The following is a 21800-nucleotide window of genomic DNA, read 5'->3' as shown; positions in this document are numbered from 1 at the left end:
TTGGGCCGTCAGTCGCAGCAACAACCAGGATCGCGCCGTCCATCTGCGCAGCACCGGTGATCATGTTTTTAACATAGTCGGCGTGGCCTGGGCAGTCTACGTGTGCGTAGTGGCGAGTCGGGGTGTCATACTCAACGTGGGAAGTGTTGATGGTGATACCACGAGCTTTTTCTTCTGGTGCGTTATCGATCTGGTCGAATGCACGAGCAGAACCACCGTAGGTTTTAGCCAGAACGGTAGTGATTGCAGCAGTCAGGGTAGTTTTACCATGGTCAACGTGGCCGATAGTACCAACGTTGACGTGCGGTTTTGTACGTTCAAATTTTTCTTTAGACACGGCTATATTCCTTACTATAGTGCTCTCCCCTGTGGAGAGAGCACGGGACTTAGGTTTTAATCCTGTGGATTACTTACCACGGGCTTCAATAACGGCCTGAGCAACGTTGTTAGGCGCATCATCATACTTCAGGAATTCCATGGTGTATGATGCACGACCTTTGGTCAGAGAACGCAGCTGAGTTGCATATCCGAACATTTCAGACAGCGGAACTTCAGCGTGGATCTTAACGCCAGTTACTTCGGATTCCTGACCACGCAGCATACCGCGACGACGGCTCAAGTCACCGATAACGTCACCGGTGTTCTCTTCAGGAGTTTCTACTTCAACCTTCATGATTGGCTCAAGCAGAACTGGTTTTGCTTTCTTAAAGCCTTCTTTAAAGGCAATAGACGCAGCCAGTTTAAACGCCAGTTCAGAGGAGTCAACGTCGTGGTAAGAACCGAAGTGCAGACGAACACCCATGTCAACAACCGGATAGCCAGCCAGAGGGCCCGCTTTCAGCTGTTCCTGGATGCCTTTATCAACGGCTGGGATGTATTCGCCAGGAATTACACCACCTTTGATGTCGTTGATGAACTCGTAACCTTTCGGGTTAGAGCCCGGCTCCAGTGGGTACATGTCGATCACAACGTGACCGTACTGACCGCGACCACCAGACTGCTTAGCGTGTTTACCTTCAATGTCGGTAACTTTCGCGCGAATCGCTTCGCGGTAAGCAACCTGAGGTTTACCCACGTTCGCTTCAACGTTGAATTCACGCTTCATACGGTCAACGATGATGTCCAGGTGCAGTTCACCCATACCAGCGATGATGGTCTGGTTAGATTCTTCATCAGTCCATACGCGGAATGATGGGTCTTCTTTCGCCAGACGGCCCAGAGCCAGACCCATTTTTTCCTGGTCAGCTTTGGTTTTTGGTTCAACTGCGATGGAGATTACCGGCTCTGGGAATTCCATACGCTCCAGAATGATCGGGTGATCCGGGTCACACAGGGTGTCACCAGTGGTCACGTCTTTCAGACCGATAGCTGCAGCGATGTCGCCCGCACGAACTTCTTTGATCTCTTCACGTTTGTTAGCGTGCATCTGTACGATACGGCCAAAACGCTCACGCGCCGCTTTCACGGAGTTCAGGATGGTGTCACCGGAGTTAACCACACCAGAGTAAACGCGGAAGAAGGTCAGGTTACCCACGAATGGGTCGGTAGCAATTTTGAACGCCAGTGCAGAGAATGGCTCTTCGTCGCTTGCGTGACGCTCAGCCGGGGTATCTTTACCGTCGTCCAGGATGCCGTTGATCGCAGGAACGTCAACTGGGGATGGCAGGTAGTCAACTACCGCATCCAGCATCGCCTGAACACCTTTGTTCTTGAACGCAGAACCACAGGTTACCAGGATGATTTCGTTGTTCAGAACGCGCTGACGCAGAGCTTTTTTGATCTCTTCTTCAGTCAGTTCTTCACCACCCAGGTATTTCTCCATCAGCTCTTCAGAAGCTTCAGCAGCGGATTCGATCAGGTTCTGGTGCCATTCGTCAGCCAGGTCCTGCATTGCAGCTGGGATATCTTCGTATTCGAAGGTAACGCCCTGGTCTGCATCGTTCCAGTTGATGGCTTTCATTTTCACCAGGTCGATAACGCCGGTGAAGCCTTCTTCAGCACCAATTGCCAGCTGCAGCGGAACAGGGTTCGCGCCCAGACGGGTTTTGATCTGACCAACAACTTTCAGGAAGTTAGCACCCATACGGTCCATTTTGTTAACGAACGCGATGCGTGGAACTTTATATTTGTTCGCCTGACGCCATACGGTTTCAGACTGTGGCTGAACACCACCAACTGCGCAATAAACCATTACCGCGCCGTCAAGAACACGCATGGAACGTTCAACTTCGATGGTGAAGTCAACGTGCCCTGGGGTGTCGATGATGTTTACGCGATGCGGTTCGTACTGCTTAGCCATACCTGACCAGAATGCAGTAGTCGCTGCGGAGGTGATAGTGATACCACGCTCCTGCTCCTGTTCCATCCAGTCCATGGTGGCTGCGCCGTCATGAACTTCACCGATTTTGTGGTTTACACCGGTGTAGAACAGAATACGTTCGGTAGTAGTGGTTTTACCGGCGTCGATGTGCGCACTGATACCGATGTTACGGTAGCGTGCGATGGGTGTTGTACGAGCCATTTGATTCCTCGTTTATATCTTTAGGCGTTCAGTTAAGTTACCCAGAGCGGGCGGCTTCTCTGAAGCGCCCGCCTGGTGACTAAGACTCCGAAGGGATTACCAACGGTAGTGTGCGAACGCCTTGTTGGCTTCTGCCATACGGTGAACGTCTTCACGTTTCTTAACTGCAGTACCTTTGTTGTCTGCAGCATCAGAAAGTTCGTTCGCCAGACGCAGAGCCATGGATTTATCACCGCGTTTACGAGCAGCTTCAACGATCCAACGCATTGCCAAGGCATTACGACGAACCGGACGAACTTCAACTGGAACCTGATAAGTAGAACCACCAACGCGGCGGGACTTAACTTCTACAGTTGGGCGAACGTTGTCGAGAGCGACTTCGAAAGCTTCCAGTTCATTTTTACCAGAACGCTGAGCCAGGGTCTCAAGCGCGCTGTATACGATTGCTTCTGCAGTAGATTTTTTACCATCTACCATCAGGATATTGACAAATTTTGCCAGCAGTTCTGATCCGAATTTCGGATCTGGAAGAATTTTACGCTGACCAATGACGCGACGACGTGGCATGGGAATACTCCGTTGTTAATTCAGGATTGTCCAAAACTCAAAGAGTTTAGTGTGACATTAAGATAAATCAGTTTGGCCTTACTTAACGGAGAACCATTAAGCCTTAGGACGCTTCACGCCGTACTTGGAGCGAGCCTGCTTACGGTCTTTAACACCTGAGCAGTCCAGCGCACCACGAACGGTGTGGTAACGAACACCCGGAAGGTCTTTAACACGACCGCCACGGATCAGGATCACGGAGTGCTCCTGCAGGTTGTGACCTTCACCACCGATGTAGGAAGTCACTTCGAAACCGTTAGTCAAACGCACACGGCATACTTTACGCAGTGCGGAGTTTGGTTTTTTAGGAGTGGTGGTATATACACGAGTACATACGCCACGTTTCTGCGGGCAGGCTTCCAGCGCAGGCACGTTGCTTTTCGCAACTTTGCGTGCACGTGGTTTGCGTACCAGCTGGTTAACTGTTGCCATTAAATAGCTCCTGGTTTTAGCTTTTGCTTCGTAAACACGTAATAAAACGACCTCATACAATATGAGGACGCGAAATTTTAGGGCTACGTCGAAAAGGTGTCAAGAAATATACAGCGATCTCAAATCACCAGTTCATTTGACTGGCGTGTGTCACAGTAAGATTGACGAAATCAGTATAGCCAACCACGTCAATTTTGGCTGAAATTTGACCAGAAAGACCCCGCGCATCCAGATCGTCTTTCAGCGCAGAGACTGTTATGGGGGCATTCGTGAGAATTTCAACGAAACGACTGCCTTCAAGTGCGGCAAGCACGCCGTCCTGAATCAGCAGCAGGTCATCACCGTCGCGCAGCATACTCAGTAACGCGTCGATGTCACATTGCCATGGTGAATGGCTCAGAGTATGGAGCATGGCAGCCTCAGAAAGTCAGAACGGTGTCGTAGTGGGAAAGGTGTTCGCGCAATGCCGCAGAAGACAGGACGGTCACATCCAGCACGAAAGGCGTCTTCTCATCCAAACCGCGAGCGGCCAGCGAGTCGGCGCATACATACAGGGTTTCAATGTCGTACAGCGGCAGCACTTTGAAGGTCGCGATGTAATCCCGCGCCAGAATGGCCTGTGGCTGCTGACCCGCCAGAAGCTGAAACACCCCGTCCCCCAAAAAGAAGACGCCGATATCTTCAGTCAGCGCGGACGTAGCAAGTAACGCATCCAGCCCTTCGCGGCCTGAAGCGCTACCGTGCGGCGCAGACGTAAAAACAAATGCCACGCGCTTCATCAGAATTGCACCACTCTGTCGCAGGTTAACGCCGCCTGTGCCAGCGCGCCCAGGCCACTTAACGAAAAACCGGGCTGCAGGTTAGAACCCGATAAACCAAGACGCGCGGCTTCGGTTGCATCTGTCACGCCGCGGCGCAGTGCCGCCGCGACGCAGATATGCAGTTCTACGCCCTGCTTTTCGTTTAGTGCCTGCCAGCCGCGCACCACGTCAAACTCATCGCTCGCCGGTGACGTAAACTGGTTCGCGTTATACACCCCTTCCCGATAGAAGAAGACGCTCGCCAGCTCATGTCCGGCTGCCAGCAGCGCATGCGCAAACTGCAGCGCGCTGCTGGCCTGCTGAGTCCCGTACGCCGGGCCTGTCACCATTAACGCAAAACGCATTACTTGTCTTGTCCCAGGAAATCACCGCTTTTGAACTGGCGAATATAGAGATAGACCGTGTGCTTGGAGATGTTCAGACGATCGGCCACCTGGTTGATGGCGTCTTTAATATCAAAAATCCCTTTTTCATAGAGATTGAGCACGATCTGACGATTCTTGGCGTTGTTCGAGACGTTGCGGTCGGCATTCACCTCTTCAATAGTGAACTCCAGCGTCTGCGTCACAAGATCTTCGACGGAAGAGGCAAAGTTAACAGAAGAGCCAACATCCGGCGTTTCGGGTGGAACAAAGGTGCTCATGATCTGCGAGAAAGGCACATCAAGGTTCATGTTGATGCACAGCAGCCCAATCACGCGATGCTCGCGGTTTCGAATCGCGATGGTTTCAGATTTCATCAGCACGCCGCTTTTGGCGCGGGTGAAATAGCATTTGGAGACGCTGCTGTCCGCGCCGGTCATGTCATGCAACATACGCAATGCAAGGTCGGTAATTGGCGAACCAATTTTACGGCCAGTATGCTCACCATTCGCAATGCGGATGGCGGAACATTTCAGATCTTGCAGGGAGTGCAATACGATTTCGCAGTGGGAGCCAATGAGCATCGCTAACCCGTCCACTACCGCTTCATAGGATTTCAGAATATCGAAGTCGGTCTGATCGAAAGGACGTTGATCCAGTAAATCAAGTTCACTGGTTTCGTTGGTTAAAAGCGACCTGGACATGAAAAAAACACTCCTTTTCAGGAGCCTGTCGTTAGGTTTTCAGGGCAGGCTCATTATCTACACGGACAACTAAATTAATACAGCGTGCCTAACGCTTTCCAGTGTTAATTATACCTGCCCCACAATAAAAAACCGCCGCCTTAAAGGCGGCGGTTTTTTTTCAGCATTACTTCTTAGCGGCAGCGGCTTTATCGTCAGCCGGTGCGTCTGCCTTGGCATCCGCTTTCGGTGCCGGTTTGATGTCCAGCAGCTCTACGTCAAAGACCAGCGTAGAGTTGGCAGGGATACCCGGAACGCCGGTTTTGCCATAGGCCAGATCCGGTGGGATAACCATCTTGATCTTGCCGCCTTTCTTGATGTTCTTCAGGCCTTCAGTCCAGCCAGGGATCACACCATCCAGACGGAAGGAGAGCGGCTCGCCACGGGTGTAAGAGTTATCAAACTCTTTACCGTCGATCAGCGTACCTTTGTAGTTCACGACAACCGTATCGCTGTCTTTAGGCGCATCGCCGGTGCCTTCTTTCTCAACTTTGTACACCAGGCCAGTCGAAGAGGTTTTCACACCCTTCTCTTTAGCAAAGGCATCGCGGTAGGCTTTGCCTTTCGCTTCGTTGTCTTTAGCGTCCGCGTCCATCTTGGTCTGCGCGGCGCCCTTCACACGCGCTTCGAACGCCTGCAGAGTCTGTTCAATTTCCTGGTCAGACAGCTTGCTCTTATCGGCAAATGCGTCCTGAACGCCCGCGATCAGCTGAGCTTTATCCAGTTTGATGCCCAGTTTCTCTTGTTCTTTCAGAGAGTTTTCCATGTAACGACCCAGAGATGCGCCCAGTGCGTAGGCGGATTTCTGGTCGTCATTTTTGAACGCCGCTTTGCTGTCTGCAGTGGCAGCAGGCTTCGCAGCAGTATCAGCAGCGAATGACAGCGGCGCGTTCAGCGCAACAGCCATCGTCGTCGCCAGCAGCGTTACTTTAAACAGTGATTTCATCCATATCTCCAGGGCCTGGGGACTCTCACCCCAGCGTTAAACGTAAATGAGTGACGTACTATAAAACGTTGCAGAAGAAATCTACAGACAGACACGTCCAATTCTCGCCACTTTTCAGACTATTTTTGTTTAAATAAGTTTCTTGCCAGAGGGATGCGAACTGTACTTAAGGATAAACTCAGTTAAACTGCGCCGCCGCTGGGCCATTATGGCGAATCTGAAATAAACGAGGTGAATGATGAAGGATACAACGATAGAAGCGAGAATGGCTGAGCTGGAAAGCCGCCTGGCTTTTCAGGACATCACCATCGAAGAGCTAAACCAGACCGTGACCGCACATGAGCTCGAAATGGCGAAACTGCGGGATCATATGCGCCTGCTGACGGAAAAGCTGAAGGCTACGCAGCCGTCGAACATTGCCTCTCAGTCGGAAGAGACGCCACCTCCTCATTATTGAGGCGTAAAAAAAGCGGGATTATCCCGCTTTTTTATTTTCCGCATGACGGAATTAGTGGCAGCCGCAACCGCCGTTACCGCAACCACCTTTACCGTGGCCGTAGTCATGACCATGGTCGTGGCCGTGACCACCGCAGCAGCCATCGTGGCCGTGATCGTGGTCATGGTCGTGACCGTGCGCACCGTGAACGTGGCCATGAGCCAGCTCTTCTTCGGTCGCTTCACGGATCGCAACAACTTCTACGTTGAACTTCAGGTTCTGGCCAGCCAGCATGTGGTTGCCGTCAACCACGACGTGGTCGTCTTCCACTTCGGTGATTTCAACTGGAACCGGGCCCTGGTCGGTTTCAGCCAGGAAGCGCATGCCAACCTGCAGTTCGTCAACGCCCATGAACACGTCTTTAGGAACGCGCTGAACCAGGTTGTCGTCATACTGACCGTAAGCGTCGTTCGCGCCTACAGCAACGTCAAATTTGTCGCCAACTTCATGACCTTCCAGCGCGTTTTCCAGGCCGGAAATCAGGGAACCGTGACCATGCAGGTAGTCAAGCGGCGCACTCACCGGAGACTCATCAACCAACACACCGTCTTCTGTACGTACCTGATAGGCCAGGCTGACCACCAGGTCTTTTGCTACTTTCATGATATCTCCTGAGCGTGGGAAAATTGCTGGCGCAGATTGTAGCGGAAATCTGCACCTGTGTACCCTTTAGCTTAAAAAAACTCAGGGCATATCGCTAGTCCGGATGAAAAATCCCGATAACTTGCTCTTCTTTGCGAACGTGATCGCGGGCCTCTTTGTCGGCCTCACGCATCTGGTGACCGCACTTAACACACTCAACAACATCAATATTATTTTCCCGCCACATCGCCAGGGTATCTTGCGCCTGGCAGGTCGGGCATTTTGCACCCGCGATAAAGCGTTTACGTACAGCCATCTTTCGTTACCCTTTATTCAAATTCATCCCAGCCATCGAGCTGGCGTCGTTCCTGCTGCATCTCGCGCTGGAAGATCTCCTCCAGCTCGCGACGCGCTTCCCGCACGCGGGAGATCTGCGCCGTATCGGTATGTACCGGCATCAGCTCGCGCAGCATCCGCATATCCAGCCGGCGGAAGTGCATCTGAGCACGCTGCGCCTGATGCGGATGCATGCCAAGCGAGATCAGCGCCTTGCGCCCCAGCTCCAGCGCACTGGAGAACGTCTCACGGGAGAAGTGTTTCACACCCGCCTGCAATAATTCGTGAGCTTCAACACGTCCCCGCGCACGCGCCAGAATATGCAGATGCGGGAAATGCTGCTGGCAGAGATCTACCAGCTTCATCGTGTCTTCCGGATCGTTACAGGTAATGACGATGGACTCTGCCGCCTCTGCCCCCGCCGAGCGCAGTAGCTCGAGCTGGGTCGCATCGCCGTAGTAAACCTTGTAGCCGTATTTGCGCATCAGGTTGACCGCGCTGATATCCCGCTCCAGCACCGTAATGCGCATTTTGTTCGCCATCAGCAAACGCCCGATCACCTGTCCAAAGCGGCCAAAGCCCACCACGATCACCTGGGGCTTATCATCCTCCACCCACGGCGCTTCGTCTTCATCGTCTGTCGGGTTCAGGCGGCGCGACAGCAGTTTATCCACCAGCTTCATCAACAGCGGCGTGGTCATCATTGACAGCGTGACCGTCACCAGCAAAAGCGCCATCTGATCGTCTTTAAACAGCTTCTGGGAGGAGGCGGTAGAGAACAGCACAAACGCGAACTCGCCTCCCTGGCTTAACACGCTGGCAAACTGCATGCGTTCCGAACTGCGCAAGCCGTAAATGCGCGCCATGACGTACAGCACCAGCGTTTTCACCGCCACCAGGATGGCCACGCTCACCACAACCCACAGCAGATGGGTATAGAGCACGCCAAGGTTGAGCGCCATCCCCACCGAAATAAAGAACAGGCCTAACAGCAGCCCTTTAAAGGGATCGATGGCAATTTCCAGCTCGTGCCGGTATTCACTTTCCGCCAGCAGCACCCCGGCGATAAAGGTCCCGAGCGCCATCGACAGCCCCAGCGCATCCATAAACAATGCCGACCCCAGCACCAGCAGCAGCGTCGCGGCGGTAAACACCTCGCGCACGCCGGATGCGGCAATAAAGCGGAACACCGGACGTAACAGGAAACGTCCGCCAATCAGCATCCCCGCGAAGGCCAGCACCTTCATCGCGATTTTCGCCCAGTCGAAGTGGTCGTCGCCGGAGCCCGCCAGCAGCGGCACCAGCGCCAGCGCCGGGATGACCGCCAAATCCTGGAACAGCAGCACCGAAAAACCCAGCTGACCGGCTTCGTTGCGGTTCATCCCCTTGTCGCGCATCAGCTGCAGGGCCATCGCCGTCGACGACATCGCAAGGCCTATCCCCCCTATCACCGCCGCCTGCCAGGAGAAATTCGTCAGCATTAACAGGCCACCCAGAATCGCGGCGCTGAACACCACCTGCGCGGCACCCACGCCAAAGATGGAGCGTCGGAGCTGCCACAATTTAGAAGGGTTGAGCTCAAGGCCGATGATGAACATCAGGAACACCACGCCCAGTTCGGAGAAGTGAAGAATTTCATCCACATCGCTGATGAATCCCAGTCCCCAGGGGCCAATCGCGATCCCCGCCAGCAGATACCCCAGTACCGCACCGATACCAATACGCGCAGCAAGCGGCACCGCGACGACGGCCGCAAATAAAAACAGCACCCCGGCGAGGAGCAAATTCGATCCTTCCATTAACGACCTCCTGCCGGAATCGGTGACGCCAGCCATTCACCATAGGCTCTGGCGTGGCTGGCCAGTTCTTTCGGATCCTGACGTCGGGCCCAGTAGACAATAATCGGGCTCATCCAGTGCATACGGCACATTGCCGCCGTCAGCTCGAAAGGCCGCAGAATGTCGCTCATCGGATAACGGTTCAGCCCGTCGTGGCGGTAAGCGCTTTCGGGTTCACCGGTCGTAATCACGCTACGCCAGTACTTTCCCGCCAGCTGGTTGCCCCCCACCCCACTGGAGAAGCCCCGGCTCAGCACGCGGTCCAGCCACTCTTTGAGCAGCGCCGGACAGCTGTAGGTATAAAGCGGATGCTGGAACACAATCACGTCATGCTGACGCAGCAGTTCCTGCTCGTAAGGAATATCAATAAAGAAATCAGGATAGTGCGCGTAGAGATCGTGCACCGTCACATTACTGAGCTGTGTGGCCGGCTTAAGCAGCACCCGGTTTGCCACCGAGTCCTGAGATTCCGGATGGGCATACAGCAGCAGCACTTTTGCTGTCTGAGACATCATTCCCCTCCCGGTCTTGTTTCTGTTTTTGTGTATCGTTGTTGTTTTGGGCTACCATGGCGGCCCGGTGCGGAAAATGGCCCACACCTTACATTATCATAATGACAAATTAACATAGTCGGAACATACGGCGCTTCTATGATTGTTTTCTCCTCGTTACAAATTCGTCGCGGCGTGCGCGTCCTGCTGGATAACGCCACTGCTACCATCAACCCAGGCCAAAAAGTGGGTCTGGTCGGCAAAAACGGCTGTGGTAAATCCACGCTGCTGGCGTTGCTGAAAAACGAGATTAGCGCGGATGGCGGTAACTTCACCTTCCCGGGGAACTGGCAGCTCGCCTGGGTGAACCAGGAGACACCAGCCCTGAGCGAACCGGCACTCGACTATGTTATTGACGGCGACCGGGAATACCGCAAGCTCGAGGCGGAACTTAACGCCGCTAACGAGCGCAACGACGGTCACGCCATCGCCACCGTTCACGGCAAGCTGGACGCCATTGACGCGTGGACCATTCGCTCCCGCGCCTCCAGCCTGCTTCACGGCCTGGGCTTCAGCAACGAACAGCTGGAACGCCCGGTCAGCGACTTCTCCGGTGGCTGGCGCATGCGCCTCAACCTGGCGCAGGCGCTGATCTGCCGCTCTGACCTGCTGCTGCTCGATGAACCGACTAACCACCTCGATCTCGATGCGGTTATTTGGCTGGAGAAGTGGCTCAAGAGCTATCAGGGCACTCTGATTCTGATCTCCCACGACCGAGACTTCCTCGACCCGGTGGTGGATAAAATCATTCATATCGAACAGCAAACGATGTTCGAGTACACCGGCAACTACAGCTCCTTCGAGCGCCAGCGCGCGACGCGTCTTGCCCAGCAGCAGTCAATGTACGAAAGCCAGCAGCAGCGCGTGGCGCACCTGCAGAGCTTTGTTGATCGCTTCAAGGCCAAAGCGTCAAAAGCAAAGCAGGCCCAGAGCCGCATCAAGATGCTGGAGCGCATGGAGATGATCGCCCCGGCGCACGTCGACAATCCGTTCCACTTCAGCTTCCGCGCCCCGGAAAGCCTGCCAAATCCGCTGCTGAAAATGGAAAAAGTCAGCGCGGGCTATGCCGACCGCATTATTCTCGACTCCATCAAGCTCAACCTGGTGCCGGGTTCACGTATTGGTCTGCTGGGACGCAACGGTGCCGGTAAATCGACGCTGATCAAACTGCTGGCGGGCGAGCTTAACCCGGTCAAGGGTGAAATCGGCCTGGCGAAGGGCATCAAGCTGGGTTACTTCGCCCAGCATCAGCTGGAATTTTTACGCGCGGATGAATCCCCGATTCAGCATCTCGCGCGTCTGGCGCCGCAGGAGATGGAGCAGAAGCTGCGCGACTACCTCGGCGGCTTCGGCTTCCAGGGCGATAAGGTCACCGAAAACACCGAGCGTTTCTCGGGCGGCGAAAAAGCCCGTCTGGTGCTGGCGCTGATCGTCTGGCAGAGACCCAACCTGCTGCTGCTCGATGAACCGACCAACCACCTGGATCTCGATATGCGTCAGGCGCTGACCGAAGCGCTGATTGAGTTCGAAGGCGCACTGGTGGTGGTTTCGCACGACCGTCACCTGATCCGCTCCACCACGGACGATCTCTACTTAGTGCACGATGGCAAAGTCGAACCGTTCGACGGCGATCTGGAAGACTACCAGCAGTGGCTGACGGACGTGCAGAAGCAGGAGAACCAACCGGAGGAGTCGACGAAAGACAACGCCAACAGCGCGCAGGCACGTAAAGACCAGAAGCGCCGTGAAGCGGAGCTGCGCACTCAGACGCAGCCGCTGCGTAAAGAGATTGCCCGTCTCGAAAAAGAGATGGAAAAGCTCAACGCCACGCTTGCTACCGTTGAAGAGAAGCTCGGCGACAGCGGTCTGTATGACCAGAGCCGTAAAGCCGAACTGACGGACTGCCTGCAAACCCAGGCGAAAACCAAATCCAGCCTCGAAGAGTGCGAGATGGCGTGGCTGGACGCGCAGGAACAGCTGGAAGCGATGCTACAGGCTGACTGATCCACCGGGAGGGCTATGAGTTTCGATAACACGAGCGAGATTACATTCCGCAAGCTCAGCATCTTCATGACGTTTATGGAGAAGGGGAATATCGCGCGTACCGCCGAAACTCTGGGCCTGAGCGGCGTCAGCGTTCACCGTGCGCTGCACACGCTGGAAGAGAACGTGCGCTGCCCGCTCTTTACCCACAAGGGGCGTAACCTGATTGCTCTCCCTTCCGCCTGGACCTTGCTGGAATATTGCCAGGAAGTGATGCAGGTGATGGAGCGCGGGCTGGAAGCGTCGCGCAAAATTGCCGGCATCGGCCAGGGGCGGCTGCGCGTGGGCACGCTCTACTCGCTCACCCTAGAAACCGTGCCGCGCCTGATCATGGGCATGAAGCTACGCCGTCCGGATCTGGAAATGGATCTGACGATGGGCTCCAACGAAACCCTGCTGCACATGCTGGATGAAGGCTCGCTGGACGCCATTCTTATCTCCATTTCCGAGAGCGATATCGACCGTAACAGCCTCGAAGTGCTCCCCCTGTTCCACGACGATATTTTCCTTGCCGCACCGGCCTCGGCGACGCTCAATACCCGCGGCCCGGCCGATTTGCGCGACTATAAAGATCGGAAATTTGTCTCTCTTGCGGAAGGGTTCGCCACCTATGCAGGCTTCCAGGAGGCGTTTCATATCGCCGGGTTCGAACCGGAGATTGTTACCCGGGTGAATGACATTTTCTCCATGCTCAGTCTGGTGCAGGCGGGAGTGGGCTTTACGCTGATGCCGGGCAGGATGAAAAAGGTCTATGAGAATTCCGTGCAGCTCCTGAAGCTTGCCGAGCCATACCAGATGCAACAGCTGATCGCCATCGTCTTTGCCCGCAACCGCGAGCAGGATCCAGGCCTGCGGGCGCTGGCCGCCGAAGGGCGGATGTATGCCCGCAGTTTGCAGGACGGAGCCTGAGGTCGTGCCGGGTGACGACGCGTCGCGTCTTACCCGGCCTACGTTCGTGCAGTTGTAGGCCCGGTAAGGCGCAGCCGCCACCGGGCTAAACCATCACGCACGGAGTCGCTTCGCCAGATGTACTGCCACGTCCACCCCGCTGCGCTCCAGTGAAATCGTCTCTCCTTCCCACGGCGCCTGACGCGTCAGGCAGGTCAGTACGCCGCCGGGGGGCATCTCGATCGCCAGCCGGGCTTCGCGTTCATTCGCTGAAATCATCGCCTCCTGCCAGCGCACCGTACGCGCCATGTTCATCGCCAGATCGTCGGCGATCTTTTCCGGCTGCCACAGCACGCGTCCGGTGCTGCCGCTCAGGTAGGCGCAGCGTGGGCGTGAAAGCGTGACCGATTCAAACGCCGTTGCCAGCTTTTGCGCGGGTGCTGTCAGCAGTTCGCAGTGCGACGGCACGCTGACCGCCAGCCGTTTGGCCTTGCTCGCCCCTTTCGCCAGCGCGCGCGACGCCGCCTGCGCCATTCCTTCATCGGCTCCGGCAATCACGATCTGCGTTTCGGCATTCAGGTTGGCTATGTAGGTCCCGGTGCCCTGGATAAGGTCTTCCACCTGCGGCAGAGTGAGCCCCATAATTGCCGTCAGGCCGTAGCCGTGCGGGTACGCCTGCTCCATCAGATCGCCACGCAGCGCCACCAGCTTCAGCGCATCCGTGAAGTCCAGCGCGCCTGCGATGACCGCCGCCGGATAAGCGCCGATGGACAGCCCGCTGACGATATCCGGCGCCACGCCGCGCCGTTCCAGCTCGCGCGCCCAGGCCACGCCGGTAATTAGCAGGCAAAGCTGAACCGCGCGGGTGTGGGTTAACGCGTCTGCGCTATCCAGCGTATCCATTACGGCGCCAAGCACCTCACGCGCCTGAGCCAGTTCCGTTCCCGGCAGGTTTTGCAGCATGCCTTCGTGCTGCGTGCCCTGCCCCGGAAAGGTAAACACTATTTTCATCACTCCTCCCTGCGCCACGGATCCACCACCAGGCGCGGTCCACGGTGGGTTTTCAGCAGCGTTTTGCCGTCGCGCAGCCACTCCGCCAGCGCGAAACCGCCCTCGGGCGTATCCACCTGCGTATCGGCACGACACAGCGCACGGCTTAGCCGGGACTGCCACGTCGTCAGGGCGTCCGGTGAGATCGGCAGCGGAGCGCGGATAAGCAGATCGAGATCGCTGTCGGCATGGATCACCGGGATACCGGTCGCCAGCGCGTAGCCGGTACTGCCGGTAATGCCCCACGTCCACGGCCACGCCTGCTGAGAAAGCTGAAGCGCCACCTGAACGGGTGGCTGAGTCACAAAGGGCGAGCGCAGCAGTTCGGCCGCAACGCTCAGATCTTCCGGTGAAACCACGCGTAACACGTTTTCGGGCTTCACCCATCCGGCCGCCCGCTGGTCGCGACGTAAACCGCGCACGCCAACGGGGATCCGGCCTTCGCTATCCACATCACGCCGCACCACCACCGGCAGGCCGGTATGCCAGGCGGCCTCCACCCAGGATTCAGTGATGCCTTCCAGCGCATCGCGGGAAGTAAGCCAGATAAGGTCGTGCGGGCGTAATGGGGTGGTCATGGTTACATTCCTGAAGTTAGCGAGATAAACAGCGGCAGCGACAGGATACACAGGACGGAGCTTAACAGCAGCACGGCTTCTGCATCCGGCGACTGCACGCCAAAGCGGTTACCGAACACAACGCCGAAGAAGCCCGCAGACAGCGCAATCATCAGGATAGCGGTGATCGCCACGGAGCCGTGCAGACCAAAGATCAAGACGATACCCCAGGCGATGGCTGGCTGAATCAGCAGCTTGGCGATCGTGGAGGTGATGACCATGGTATTAATCTGCAGCTTACGGGCAGAAAGGATCACCCCGGTCAGGAACAGCGCCGCAGCGGTCGCGGACAGTCCCAGCGGTTTGATCGCCGCCAGCACCAGTTCCGGCATTTTGATGCCGATGGCGGACAAAATCACGCCCAGCAGCGGGCCCATCACGATCGGTTTTTTAATGGAGCGCCACATCAGCACCGGCAGCATCGAGAGCGTTGAGCCGGAGCTATTGCCCTCAGCGCGCGCTTTTTCACGCTCCAGGATCAGCAGGCAGAACGGGGTCATCAGCACCGAACCGCAGGCGATGGAGACCGCGACGGAGAGCGACGTAGAGGAACCTTCGCCCAGCACGCTGCCCAGAATCGGCAGACCCAGCGCTGCATAGTTGGGCAGCGCGACGGTGAGCGTCAGCACGGCCGCATCCTGTGGCGATTTCTTAAAGACGCCGGTGGCGAGGAAGTAGATGACCGCATAGGTGATCCACATCGCCAGCGTCAACACCAGAATCAGCGGCGACTGGGCAACGATGCCGGTCCACGGCGTTTGCACGGTGGCGCTGAACAGCGCGGCAGGGAGTGCAAAATCCATTACGAAGATATTAAGCAGGGAAACATTTTTGTTATCGACCATCTTTGCCTTGCCGGCCCAGAATCCCAGCAGCATGATGACGAAAATCGGTGCAAGAGCATGAACAATTACGTAAGTCATAAATCACCTGTAGTAAAAAAGTTTTAGCACTGGCGCGATGATTATTATTTTCAGGATGCAGGTTCCCGCGTGGGCGCGTGACAGCGCCCACGGGTTGATGCATCTGGCAGGTCTCTTTTTACTTACCAGCTGGCTCGCATACGTTCGCGTACGAGCGCCGAGCTGCGGCGATTGTCAGCACCCAGACGGTTTTTCAACGTGGTGTCCTGACGAGCGTCACTGATGGCCTGTTGCAGGGTGGATTTCACCAGCGTCAGATCGTTATCGGAGGGGGCATCCGGGTTGCTGATATCCAGCAGGTTAGAGAGCAGCCCCAGCGTGGCGTAGTTGCTGATGTCGTAGGCCATTGGCGGAATGGTCGCCGCCAGTTTTTCCAGCGCCTCGACGGTACGCAGCGTGATGCGCGCCGCAGACTCTTTGCCCATCGCGTGGATCAGCACGCCTTTGTCGTTAAAGGCGATCAGACGGTTAGCCTGGTAGCCGTGCGCCAGGAACGCGCCGGACATCGCCTTGCCGACGATAAGCCCAATCACCGGGTGACCGGCCAGGCGGGCATTCGCATAGGCTGCTGCCGCACCGGCCAGCGCCTGATGAATCCCAAACGCCTCTTCGCGTCGGCCATAGGCCTGGCTTGGGACGTCGATCACCGCCACAATCGGGCGCTTCACGGGTTTGTCAGCATCCGCCGCGACGGTTTCACTGACCACTTTCGCCAGGGTCCAGCCTTCCAGCAGACCGACTTCCCCTTTCGCCGCGCGCGGGAAGTGGTTGTTGGCATCCGGGACGACGGCAACAAAACGTACCGTTTCACCGTTCAGCTCGCCGTCTGCCGCCTGCACGGACGGGCATAGCCCTTCGATACGTTTGGCGTTCGGGGCGAGGATGTCCAGCCAGCGTTCGCCACGGCTCATTGCGTTACTCATCATTTCACCTCCCGGGCAAAAAGCGCGTTAATCTGTTCGGCATCAGCCTGTTTGCGGGTGTCGAAATGGGTCAGACGGTTCAGATAATCGTCGTAGTTATCGGTGCGATGTTTCGCGGGAACGCCTTTAGCAATCGCGTCGTTCATCGCCTGTTTCACCGCGTTGATACCGTCGCCGACGAGCGCATCCACCAGCCCGCTTTGATAGCGCACTTCGCCGCCGGTCATGCTCCAGATAAACGGACGATCGCGGGAGTCGTACTCCTCAATGCCTGCCTCCTGCTCGATAACCTGAGGGCCGTTGAGGCCAAGACGCGCTTCGCGGGTCACAATCAGGTAGCTGCAGAGCGCCGCCGCGATGGACATCCCGCCGAAGCAGCCCACGGTTCCGGCCACAATGCCAATAACCGGCGTGTAGCGGCGCAGGTCAACAATCGCCGCGTGGATATCGGCAATCGCCGCCAGGCCGAGGTTCGCCTCCTGCAGACGCACGCCGCCGGTTTCGAGACACAGCACCGCCTGAGTCGGAATGCCGTTGCGGTTATCTTCCGCCGCCAGCTCCAGCGCCGCCGCCATTTTGGCGCCGGACACTTCGCCCATGCTGCCGCCCTGGAACGCGCCTTCAATCGCCACGACGACGGCAGGCTTGCCGTTGATGGTGCCTTTCGCCACCACCATGCCGTCGTCCGCCTGCGGCACAATGCCCTGTGGCCCAAGCCACGGAGAGATAATGCCTTCAAACGGATCCAGCAGTTCGCGGTAGCTGCCCTCATCGAGCAGGGCCTGCGCGCGCTGGCGCGCTTTCAGTTCGATAAAGCTGCTGTCATCACGCATGGCTCACCCCCTCAAAAACCTGTTCGATACGAATGCGCGCCACGCCCGGCGTCGCGCCGAAGTCGTGGATGGTCAGCTTCCCTGCGGGCAGGCTGCTGACGGTTTGCAGACGGTTGAACAGCGCCTCCCAGCGCCCCCGGCTGTTGTCCACGGAGGTGGTGATATCAATGGTTAACGTCTGGCCCGGTTCGGCGGTGAATAGCACCTCCATATCCCCGGAACCGACTACCCCTGCCAGCGCCCTGCCGCTTAACGTGCGGCTGGCTGGCACGGTCAATGTGATTTTTTCCATAACATCCTCTTAATGCTTTGAATTTGGCGTTTCGACACGGTCGAGAAACAGCGTGGCGGCAAGCAGGTCGGCAGCGCCGCCCGGTGAGGCGTTGAGCGCCAGCATTTGACGGTCTAACCTCGCCAGCGCCTGCTGGCCCGCAGGCGTTGCGCTGCCACCGGCATTCAGCACCGCACGGGCGCCGTCCTGCATAGCATCAAGCCCTTCCATTCCGGCACGTGACAGCACGCAGGTGTCGGTGAGTGAGGTCATGATGGCCATCAGCGCGTCGAGCCTGGCGTGCGTTTCGCTGCTGCCGTTGAGGCGGCTCAGACGAAGCTGCGGCAGCGCGCGCTGCATAACGTGCGGAAACGCCTGCTGCGCCTCTTCACGCGCGCCCGGCACGCGGTAACGGTGCGTGGCGCGCAGGCCTTTACTGAACACCTTCGGCGCCGCGTCGTCCGGCAGTCTCGCCAGCTGCGCGGCGGTGCGGGCGACGTCTTGCGCCCTGGCATCACCGCCGAGCATCGCCACCGCGCTGACCAGCAGCCCCAGCGCCCAAATCGCGCCGCGATGGGTGTTTACGCCACCGGTTGCGGCCATCATCTGCTGCTCGCCTTCTCGACCGAGTCGCCCGACGGTTTGCCGAAGTGCGATATCTGCCGGGCGCTGCCAGCTTTGCAGCGCCAGCGCCTGAAACGTGGAGGTCAGGCTGTGCGCGGAGCGCTCCATCAGCGCAAGGGATAAATCGTGGTGCGCGCCGTTCCCCCGACTGTCCACCAGACCGGGTTTCGGGCTTAAACGTGCTTCGTCAATCAGACACTGCGTGGCGGTTCGCGCCAGCCATTCGGCACCGCCTTCAACCTGAATCTGGGGGAGAAGTTTCATTACCAGCTCCGGAATTTCGCAGGTGGGTTATAGAGACCGCCGGACCATTCCACGAGATCAGACACGCTGCCTGCCGCCAGCAGAGAGCGGGTGGCATCAGTGCGGCGAATCCCCATATCTTCCGGATAGAGCACCTTGCCGCTCTGACGCAGTTCCGCCACGCGTTTGGCATCCACGCCCAGACCGATGTCGGTGATCCCCGCGACGGCGGCGACCATGGCACGACGCTCTTCCAGATCTTTCGCCCGATAGAGGTAGGCAATCCCCTCTTCCGTCAGCACGTGGGTGACGTCATCGCCGTAGATCATCACCGGCGCCAGCGGCATACCGGAGGCTTTCGCCACGTCAATGGCATCGAGTTTTTCCACGAAGGTCGGCTTCACGCCCGCCTGGAAGGTTTCCACCATCTGCACGACCAGTTTTTTGCCGCGCTGCATTGGGTCAGGTTCGGTGATCATGTTCAGCCAGGCTGGCGTGGCGTGGCGACGACCGTGCGGGTCGTGACCCATGTTTGGCGCACCGCCGAAGCCGGACAGACGACCACGGGTCACGGTTGAGGAGTTGGCGTAGCCGTCCACCTGCAGCGTAGAGCCGATGAACATATCCACCGCGTACTGACCTGCCAGCTGGCAGAACGCGCGGTTGGAGCGCATGGAGCCGTCGGCACCGGTAAAGAAGACGTCCGGACGCGCGCGGATGTAATCTTCCATCCCCAGCTCGCCGCCGAAGCAGTGCACGCTCTCGACCCAGCCGCTTTCAATGGCCGGGATCAGCGTTGGATGCGGGTTCAGCGTCCAGTGTTTACAGATTTTGCCTTTGAGCCCGAGCTGTTCACCGTAGGTAGGCAGCAGCAGCTCGATCGCCGCGGTGTTAAAGCCGATCCCGTGGTTCAGGGACTGCACCTGGTGTTCCGCATAAATACCCTTGATGGCCATCATCGCCATCAGGATGTGTTCCTGTTTAATCAGGCGCGGGTCGCGGGTAAACAGCGGTTCGATAAAGAACGGCTTATCGGCCACCACCACGAAGTCAATCCACGAGCCCGGAATATCCACGCGCGGCAGGTCACACTCGTCATCCACCAGCTCGTTCACCTGCGCGATGACGATGCCGTCGTGGAACGCGGCGGCTTCCACCAGCGCCGGGGTATCTTCGGTGCTCGCCCCGGTATAGAGGTTGCCTTTGCGGTCAGCTTTAAAGCCGGCAATCAGCGCCACGTTGGGCGACAGGTCGACGTAGAGACGAGAATAGAGTTCGATATAGGTATGAATCGCGCCGATTTCGAGCTGACCATCCTCCAGCAGTTGGGAGATGCGCAGGCTCTGCGTCCCGGAGAAGGAGAAATCCAGCTTGCGGGCGATGCCTTTCTCAAAGATATCCAGATGTTCGCTACGGCCAACGCTCGGCATGATCATATGCAGGTCGTGGACGATCTGCGGGTTCACTTCGGCCAGCGAGCGGGAAAGGAAATCGGCCTGCTTCTGGTTGTTACCTTCCAGCACGACCTTGTCGCCTGGCGCGATCAGTTTTTCCAGCATGGCGACGAGATCGCCGGTTGGCAGTACCTTGCCCTGCACCGGTACGGAGGCCAGACGACGCGCTTTTTCGCTGCGTCGCGTGTTCCATTGCCGGGTGGGTGTTTGCCCAGATAACATTATTAACCTCCTGATTCAGCTAATTATTTTGATTTGCTTAACGTTGAGTAAAGTGTGCGCTCTGGTGAGAAAGGCATCAATTAAGCGTAGAGCTGAATCATTAGCCTGAGAGTAATAATCAAGGTAAATATTTGTGATCGGGATCAGTTCATGTTTCGGAAAACCAGGCTAAACGGGGTACAATTCGGAAAGTATCGTTAATTTCCGACAAGAATCAGCATCGCGCTTATGACCCAAATCATTCCATCAGGCTTCGAGATTGCAGCCGAAGACAGCACTGAGTTCGTGCCTATGCGCGGCGTCGCTAATCGCCATTTGCAGACCATGCTGCCGCGGCTGATCCGCCGCAAGGTGCAATTCACCCCACACTGGCAGCGGCTAGACCTGCCAGACGGTGACTTTCTGGATCTCGCCTGGAGCGAAGCGCCGGATCAGGCTCGCCATAAGCCGCGGCTGGTGGTTTTTCACGGTCTGGAAGGCAGCCTGCACAGCCCGTATGCGCACGGGTTAATTGAGGCGGCCAAAGCGCGCGGCTGGCTCGGCGTGGTGATGCATTTTCGCGGCTGCAGCGGCGAACCGAATCGTCAGAAACGCATCTATCACTCGGGTGAAACCGAAGACGGCACGTGGTTTTTACACTGGCTGCGGGACAACTTCGGCACCGTACCCACCGCGGCCGTAGGCTACTCGCTGGGCGGAAATATGCTGGCCTGCCTGCTGGCTAAAGAGGGGGAAAGCGTTCCGCTGGATGCCGCCGTCATCGTCTCCGCCCCGTTCATGCTGGAGCAGTGCAGCTACCACATGGATAAAGGCTTTTCCCGCGTCTATCAGCGCTACCTGCTCAACCTGCTGAAGGCCAACGCGGCGCGTAAGCTGAAGGCCTACCCGGACACCCTCCCGGTCAGCCTGCGCCAGCTGAAAAAAGTGCGCCGCATTCGCGAATTCGACGATCTGATCACCGCGAAAATTCACGGCTTCGCCGATGCGATTGACTATTATCGTCAGTGCAGCGCCATGCCGCTGCTCAGCAAGATCACGCAGCCGACGCTGATCATTCATGCCAAAGATGACCCATTTATGGATCATCACTCGATTCCCGCTCAGGAATTCCTGCCCGACAACGTTCACTATCAGTTGACCGAGCACGGCGGCCACGTCGGGTTTATCGGCGGCACGCTGCGCCGCCCGAAAATGTGGCTTGAGACGCGTATTCCTGACTGGCTAACCCCTTATCTGGACGGTGCAACATGATTATTCCCTGGCAGGATCTGGCTCCCGAAACGCTCGATAATCTGATTGAAAGCTTTGTATTACGCGAAGGCACCGATTATGGTGAACAGGAACGCTCGCTTGAGCAAAAGGTCAACGATGTAAAGCGCCAGCTGAAAAGCGGCGACGTGGTGCTGGTGTGGTCAGAACTGCATGAGACGGTCAATATCATGCCCCGCAACGCGTTTCACGGCTGATCTTCCACC

General features: G+C 57.1%; 26 protein-coding genes. 5 read left to right on the top strand and 21 right to left on the bottom strand.

Annotated features, from left to right (window positions below):
- The 9 genes from F3J31_RS20405 to fkpA all read right to left on the bottom strand — a co-directional run.
- On the bottom strand, positions 1-337 hold a 337-nt coding region (locus tag F3J31_RS20405), incomplete at its 3' end, for a GTP-binding protein (RefSeq protein ID WP_019725119.1).
- A 69-nt stretch (positions 338-406) separates the two neighbouring features.
- A complete protein-coding gene (fusA, locus tag F3J31_RS20400) occupies positions 407-2521 on the bottom strand; it encodes an elongation factor G (RefSeq protein WP_008503004.1) in 2115 nt (704 codons plus the stop codon).
- A 96-nt stretch (positions 2522-2617) separates the two neighbouring features.
- The gene (gene rpsG, locus F3J31_RS20395; RefSeq protein ID WP_004106370.1) at positions 2618-3088 is read right to left on the bottom strand and encodes a 30S ribosomal protein S7; all 471 of its coding nucleotides are present in this window, start codon (positions 3086-3088) and stop codon (positions 2618-2620) included.
- A gap of 96 nt (positions 3089-3184) precedes the next feature.
- Positions 3185-3559, bottom strand: coding sequence for a 30S ribosomal protein S12 (gene rpsL, locus F3J31_RS20390; protein WP_000246815.1), 375 nt, complete (start codon positions 3557-3559; stop codon positions 3185-3187).
- A 124-nt stretch (positions 3560-3683) separates the two neighbouring features.
- Positions 3684-3971, bottom strand: a complete 288-nt coding sequence (gene tusB / locus F3J31_RS20385) for a sulfurtransferase complex subunit TusB (protein ID WP_045909310.1) — start codon at positions 3969-3971, stop codon at positions 3684-3686.
- 7 nt (positions 3972-3978) lie between these two features.
- Positions 3979-4338, bottom strand: a complete 360-nt coding sequence (tusC, locus tag F3J31_RS20380; RefSeq protein ID WP_032648384.1) for a sulfurtransferase complex subunit TusC — start codon at positions 4336-4338, stop codon at positions 3979-3981.
- Entirely contained in the window at positions 4338-4724 is a 387-nt protein-coding gene (gene tusD, locus F3J31_RS20375; protein ID WP_023294706.1) for a sulfurtransferase complex subunit TusD, read from the bottom strand. The genes tusC and tusD overlap by 1 nt, the downstream gene beginning before the upstream one ends.
- Positions 4724-5446 carry a transcriptional regulator gene (locus F3J31_RS20370; protein ID WP_045330517.1) on the bottom strand — a complete coding sequence of 241 codons (723 nt, stop codon included), beginning with the start codon at positions 5444-5446 and terminating at the stop codon, positions 4724-4726. Before F3J31_RS20370 ends, tusD begins: the two co-directional genes overlap by 1 nt.
- A gap of 166 nt (positions 5447-5612) precedes the next feature.
- Complete coding sequence (fkpA, locus tag F3J31_RS20365) at positions 5613-6431, bottom strand: FKBP-type peptidyl-prolyl cis-trans isomerase (RefSeq protein WP_008503008.1); 819 nt, start codon at positions 6429-6431, stop codon at positions 5613-5615.
- Positions 6432-6669: 238 nt separating this feature from the next.
- Between fkpA and F3J31_RS20360 the strand changes: the two genes are divergently transcribed.
- Positions 6670-6888 carry a protein SlyX gene (locus tag F3J31_RS20360; RefSeq protein WP_008503009.1) on the top strand — a complete coding sequence of 73 codons (219 nt, stop codon included), beginning with the start codon at positions 6670-6672 and terminating at the stop codon, positions 6886-6888.
- 51 nt (positions 6889-6939) lie between these two features.
- On the opposite strand, the gene slyD is transcribed toward F3J31_RS20360, so the two are convergent.
- From slyD to kefG, 4 genes are all read right to left on the bottom strand, one after another.
- Complete coding sequence (gene slyD, locus F3J31_RS20355; protein ID WP_167214977.1) at positions 6940-7530, bottom strand: peptidylprolyl isomerase; 591 nt, start codon at positions 7528-7530, stop codon at positions 6940-6942.
- 94 nt (positions 7531-7624) lie between these two features.
- On the bottom strand, positions 7625-7825 hold the full coding sequence (locus F3J31_RS20350) for a YheV family putative zinc ribbon protein (protein ID WP_010436300.1): 201 nt from the start codon (positions 7823-7825) through the stop codon (positions 7625-7627).
- A gap of 13 nt (positions 7826-7838) precedes the next feature.
- On the bottom strand, positions 7839-9644 hold the full coding sequence (kefB, locus tag F3J31_RS20345; RefSeq protein WP_045909312.1) for a glutathione-regulated potassium-efflux system protein KefB: 1806 nt from the start codon (positions 9642-9644) through the stop codon (positions 7839-7841).
- Positions 9644-10198 carry a glutathione-regulated potassium-efflux system ancillary protein KefG gene (gene kefG, locus F3J31_RS20340; RefSeq protein ID WP_021242220.1) on the bottom strand — a complete coding sequence of 185 codons (555 nt, stop codon included), beginning with the start codon at positions 10196-10198 and terminating at the stop codon, positions 9644-9646. The genes kefB and kefG overlap by 1 nt, the downstream gene beginning before the upstream one ends.
- Positions 10199-10333: 135 nt before the next feature.
- Between kefG and F3J31_RS20335 the strand changes: the two genes are divergently transcribed.
- Positions 10334-12238 (top strand): ABC transporter ATP-binding protein, encoded by a 1905-nt coding sequence (locus F3J31_RS20335; RefSeq protein WP_167214974.1) that lies wholly within the window; start codon positions 10334-10336, stop codon positions 12236-12238.
- A 15-nt stretch (positions 12239-12253) separates the two neighbouring features.
- Positions 12254-13186: a LysR family transcriptional regulator gene (locus F3J31_RS20330; RefSeq protein ID WP_167214971.1), complete on the top strand. Its 933-nt coding sequence runs from the start codon at positions 12254-12256 to the stop codon at positions 13184-13186.
- A gap of 93 nt (positions 13187-13279) precedes the next feature.
- On the opposite strand, the gene mdcH is transcribed toward F3J31_RS20330, so the two are convergent.
- The 8 genes from mdcH to mdcA form a co-directional block, all read right to left on the bottom strand.
- Positions 13280-14176, bottom strand: a complete 897-nt coding sequence (gene mdcH / locus F3J31_RS20325; protein WP_167214968.1) for a malonate decarboxylase subunit epsilon — start codon at positions 14174-14176, stop codon at positions 13280-13282.
- A complete protein-coding gene (locus F3J31_RS20320) occupies positions 14176-14793 on the bottom strand; it encodes a malonate decarboxylase holo-ACP synthase (protein WP_167214966.1) in 618 nt (205 codons plus the stop codon). The genes mdcH and F3J31_RS20320 overlap by 1 nt, the downstream gene beginning before the upstream one ends.
- Before the next feature lie 2 nt (positions 14794-14795).
- A complete protein-coding gene (locus tag F3J31_RS20315; RefSeq protein WP_021242215.1) occupies positions 14796-15755 on the bottom strand; it encodes an AEC family transporter in 960 nt (319 codons plus the stop codon).
- Between the two features lie 122 nt (positions 15756-15877).
- Positions 15878-16678: a biotin-independent malonate decarboxylase subunit gamma gene (gene mdcE, locus F3J31_RS20310; protein WP_167215004.1), complete on the bottom strand. Its 801-nt coding sequence runs from the start codon at positions 16676-16678 to the stop codon at positions 15878-15880.
- Complete coding sequence (locus F3J31_RS20305; RefSeq protein ID WP_167214963.1) at positions 16678-17511, bottom strand: biotin-independent malonate decarboxylase subunit beta; 834 nt, start codon at positions 17509-17511, stop codon at positions 16678-16680. Before F3J31_RS20305 ends, mdcE begins: the two co-directional genes overlap by 1 nt.
- Entirely contained in the window at positions 17504-17803 is a 300-nt protein-coding gene (mdcC, locus tag F3J31_RS20300) for a malonate decarboxylase acyl carrier protein (RefSeq protein ID WP_023294711.1), read from the bottom strand. Before mdcC ends, F3J31_RS20305 begins: the two co-directional genes overlap by 8 nt.
- Before the next feature lie 9 nt (positions 17804-17812).
- Positions 17813-18670: a triphosphoribosyl-dephospho-CoA synthase gene (locus tag F3J31_RS20295; protein WP_047072445.1), complete on the bottom strand. Its 858-nt coding sequence runs from the start codon at positions 18668-18670 to the stop codon at positions 17813-17815.
- Positions 18670-20325, bottom strand: coding sequence for a malonate decarboxylase subunit alpha (mdcA, locus tag F3J31_RS20290; RefSeq protein ID WP_167214961.1), 1656 nt, complete (start codon positions 20323-20325; stop codon positions 18670-18672). Before mdcA ends, F3J31_RS20295 begins: the two co-directional genes overlap by 1 nt.
- Positions 20326-20553: 228 nt before the next feature.
- Between mdcA and F3J31_RS20285 the strand changes: the two genes are divergently transcribed.
- Positions 20554-21576, top strand: coding sequence for a hydrolase (locus F3J31_RS20285; protein WP_045909321.1), 1023 nt, complete (start codon positions 20554-20556; stop codon positions 21574-21576).
- Complete coding sequence (locus F3J31_RS20280; protein ID WP_008503016.1) at positions 21573-21791, top strand: YheU family protein; 219 nt, start codon at positions 21573-21575, stop codon at positions 21789-21791. The genes F3J31_RS20285 and F3J31_RS20280 overlap by 4 nt, the downstream gene beginning before the upstream one ends.
- Positions 21792-21800 lie beyond the last annotated feature (9 nt).

Source organism: Enterobacter sp. Acro-832 (genome assembly GCF_011752745.1).
GTDB lineage: Bacteria > Pseudomonadota > Gammaproteobacteria > Enterobacterales > Enterobacteriaceae > Enterobacter > Enterobacter quasiroggenkampii.
This window is presented reverse-complemented; position numbering and strand designations above follow the sequence as displayed.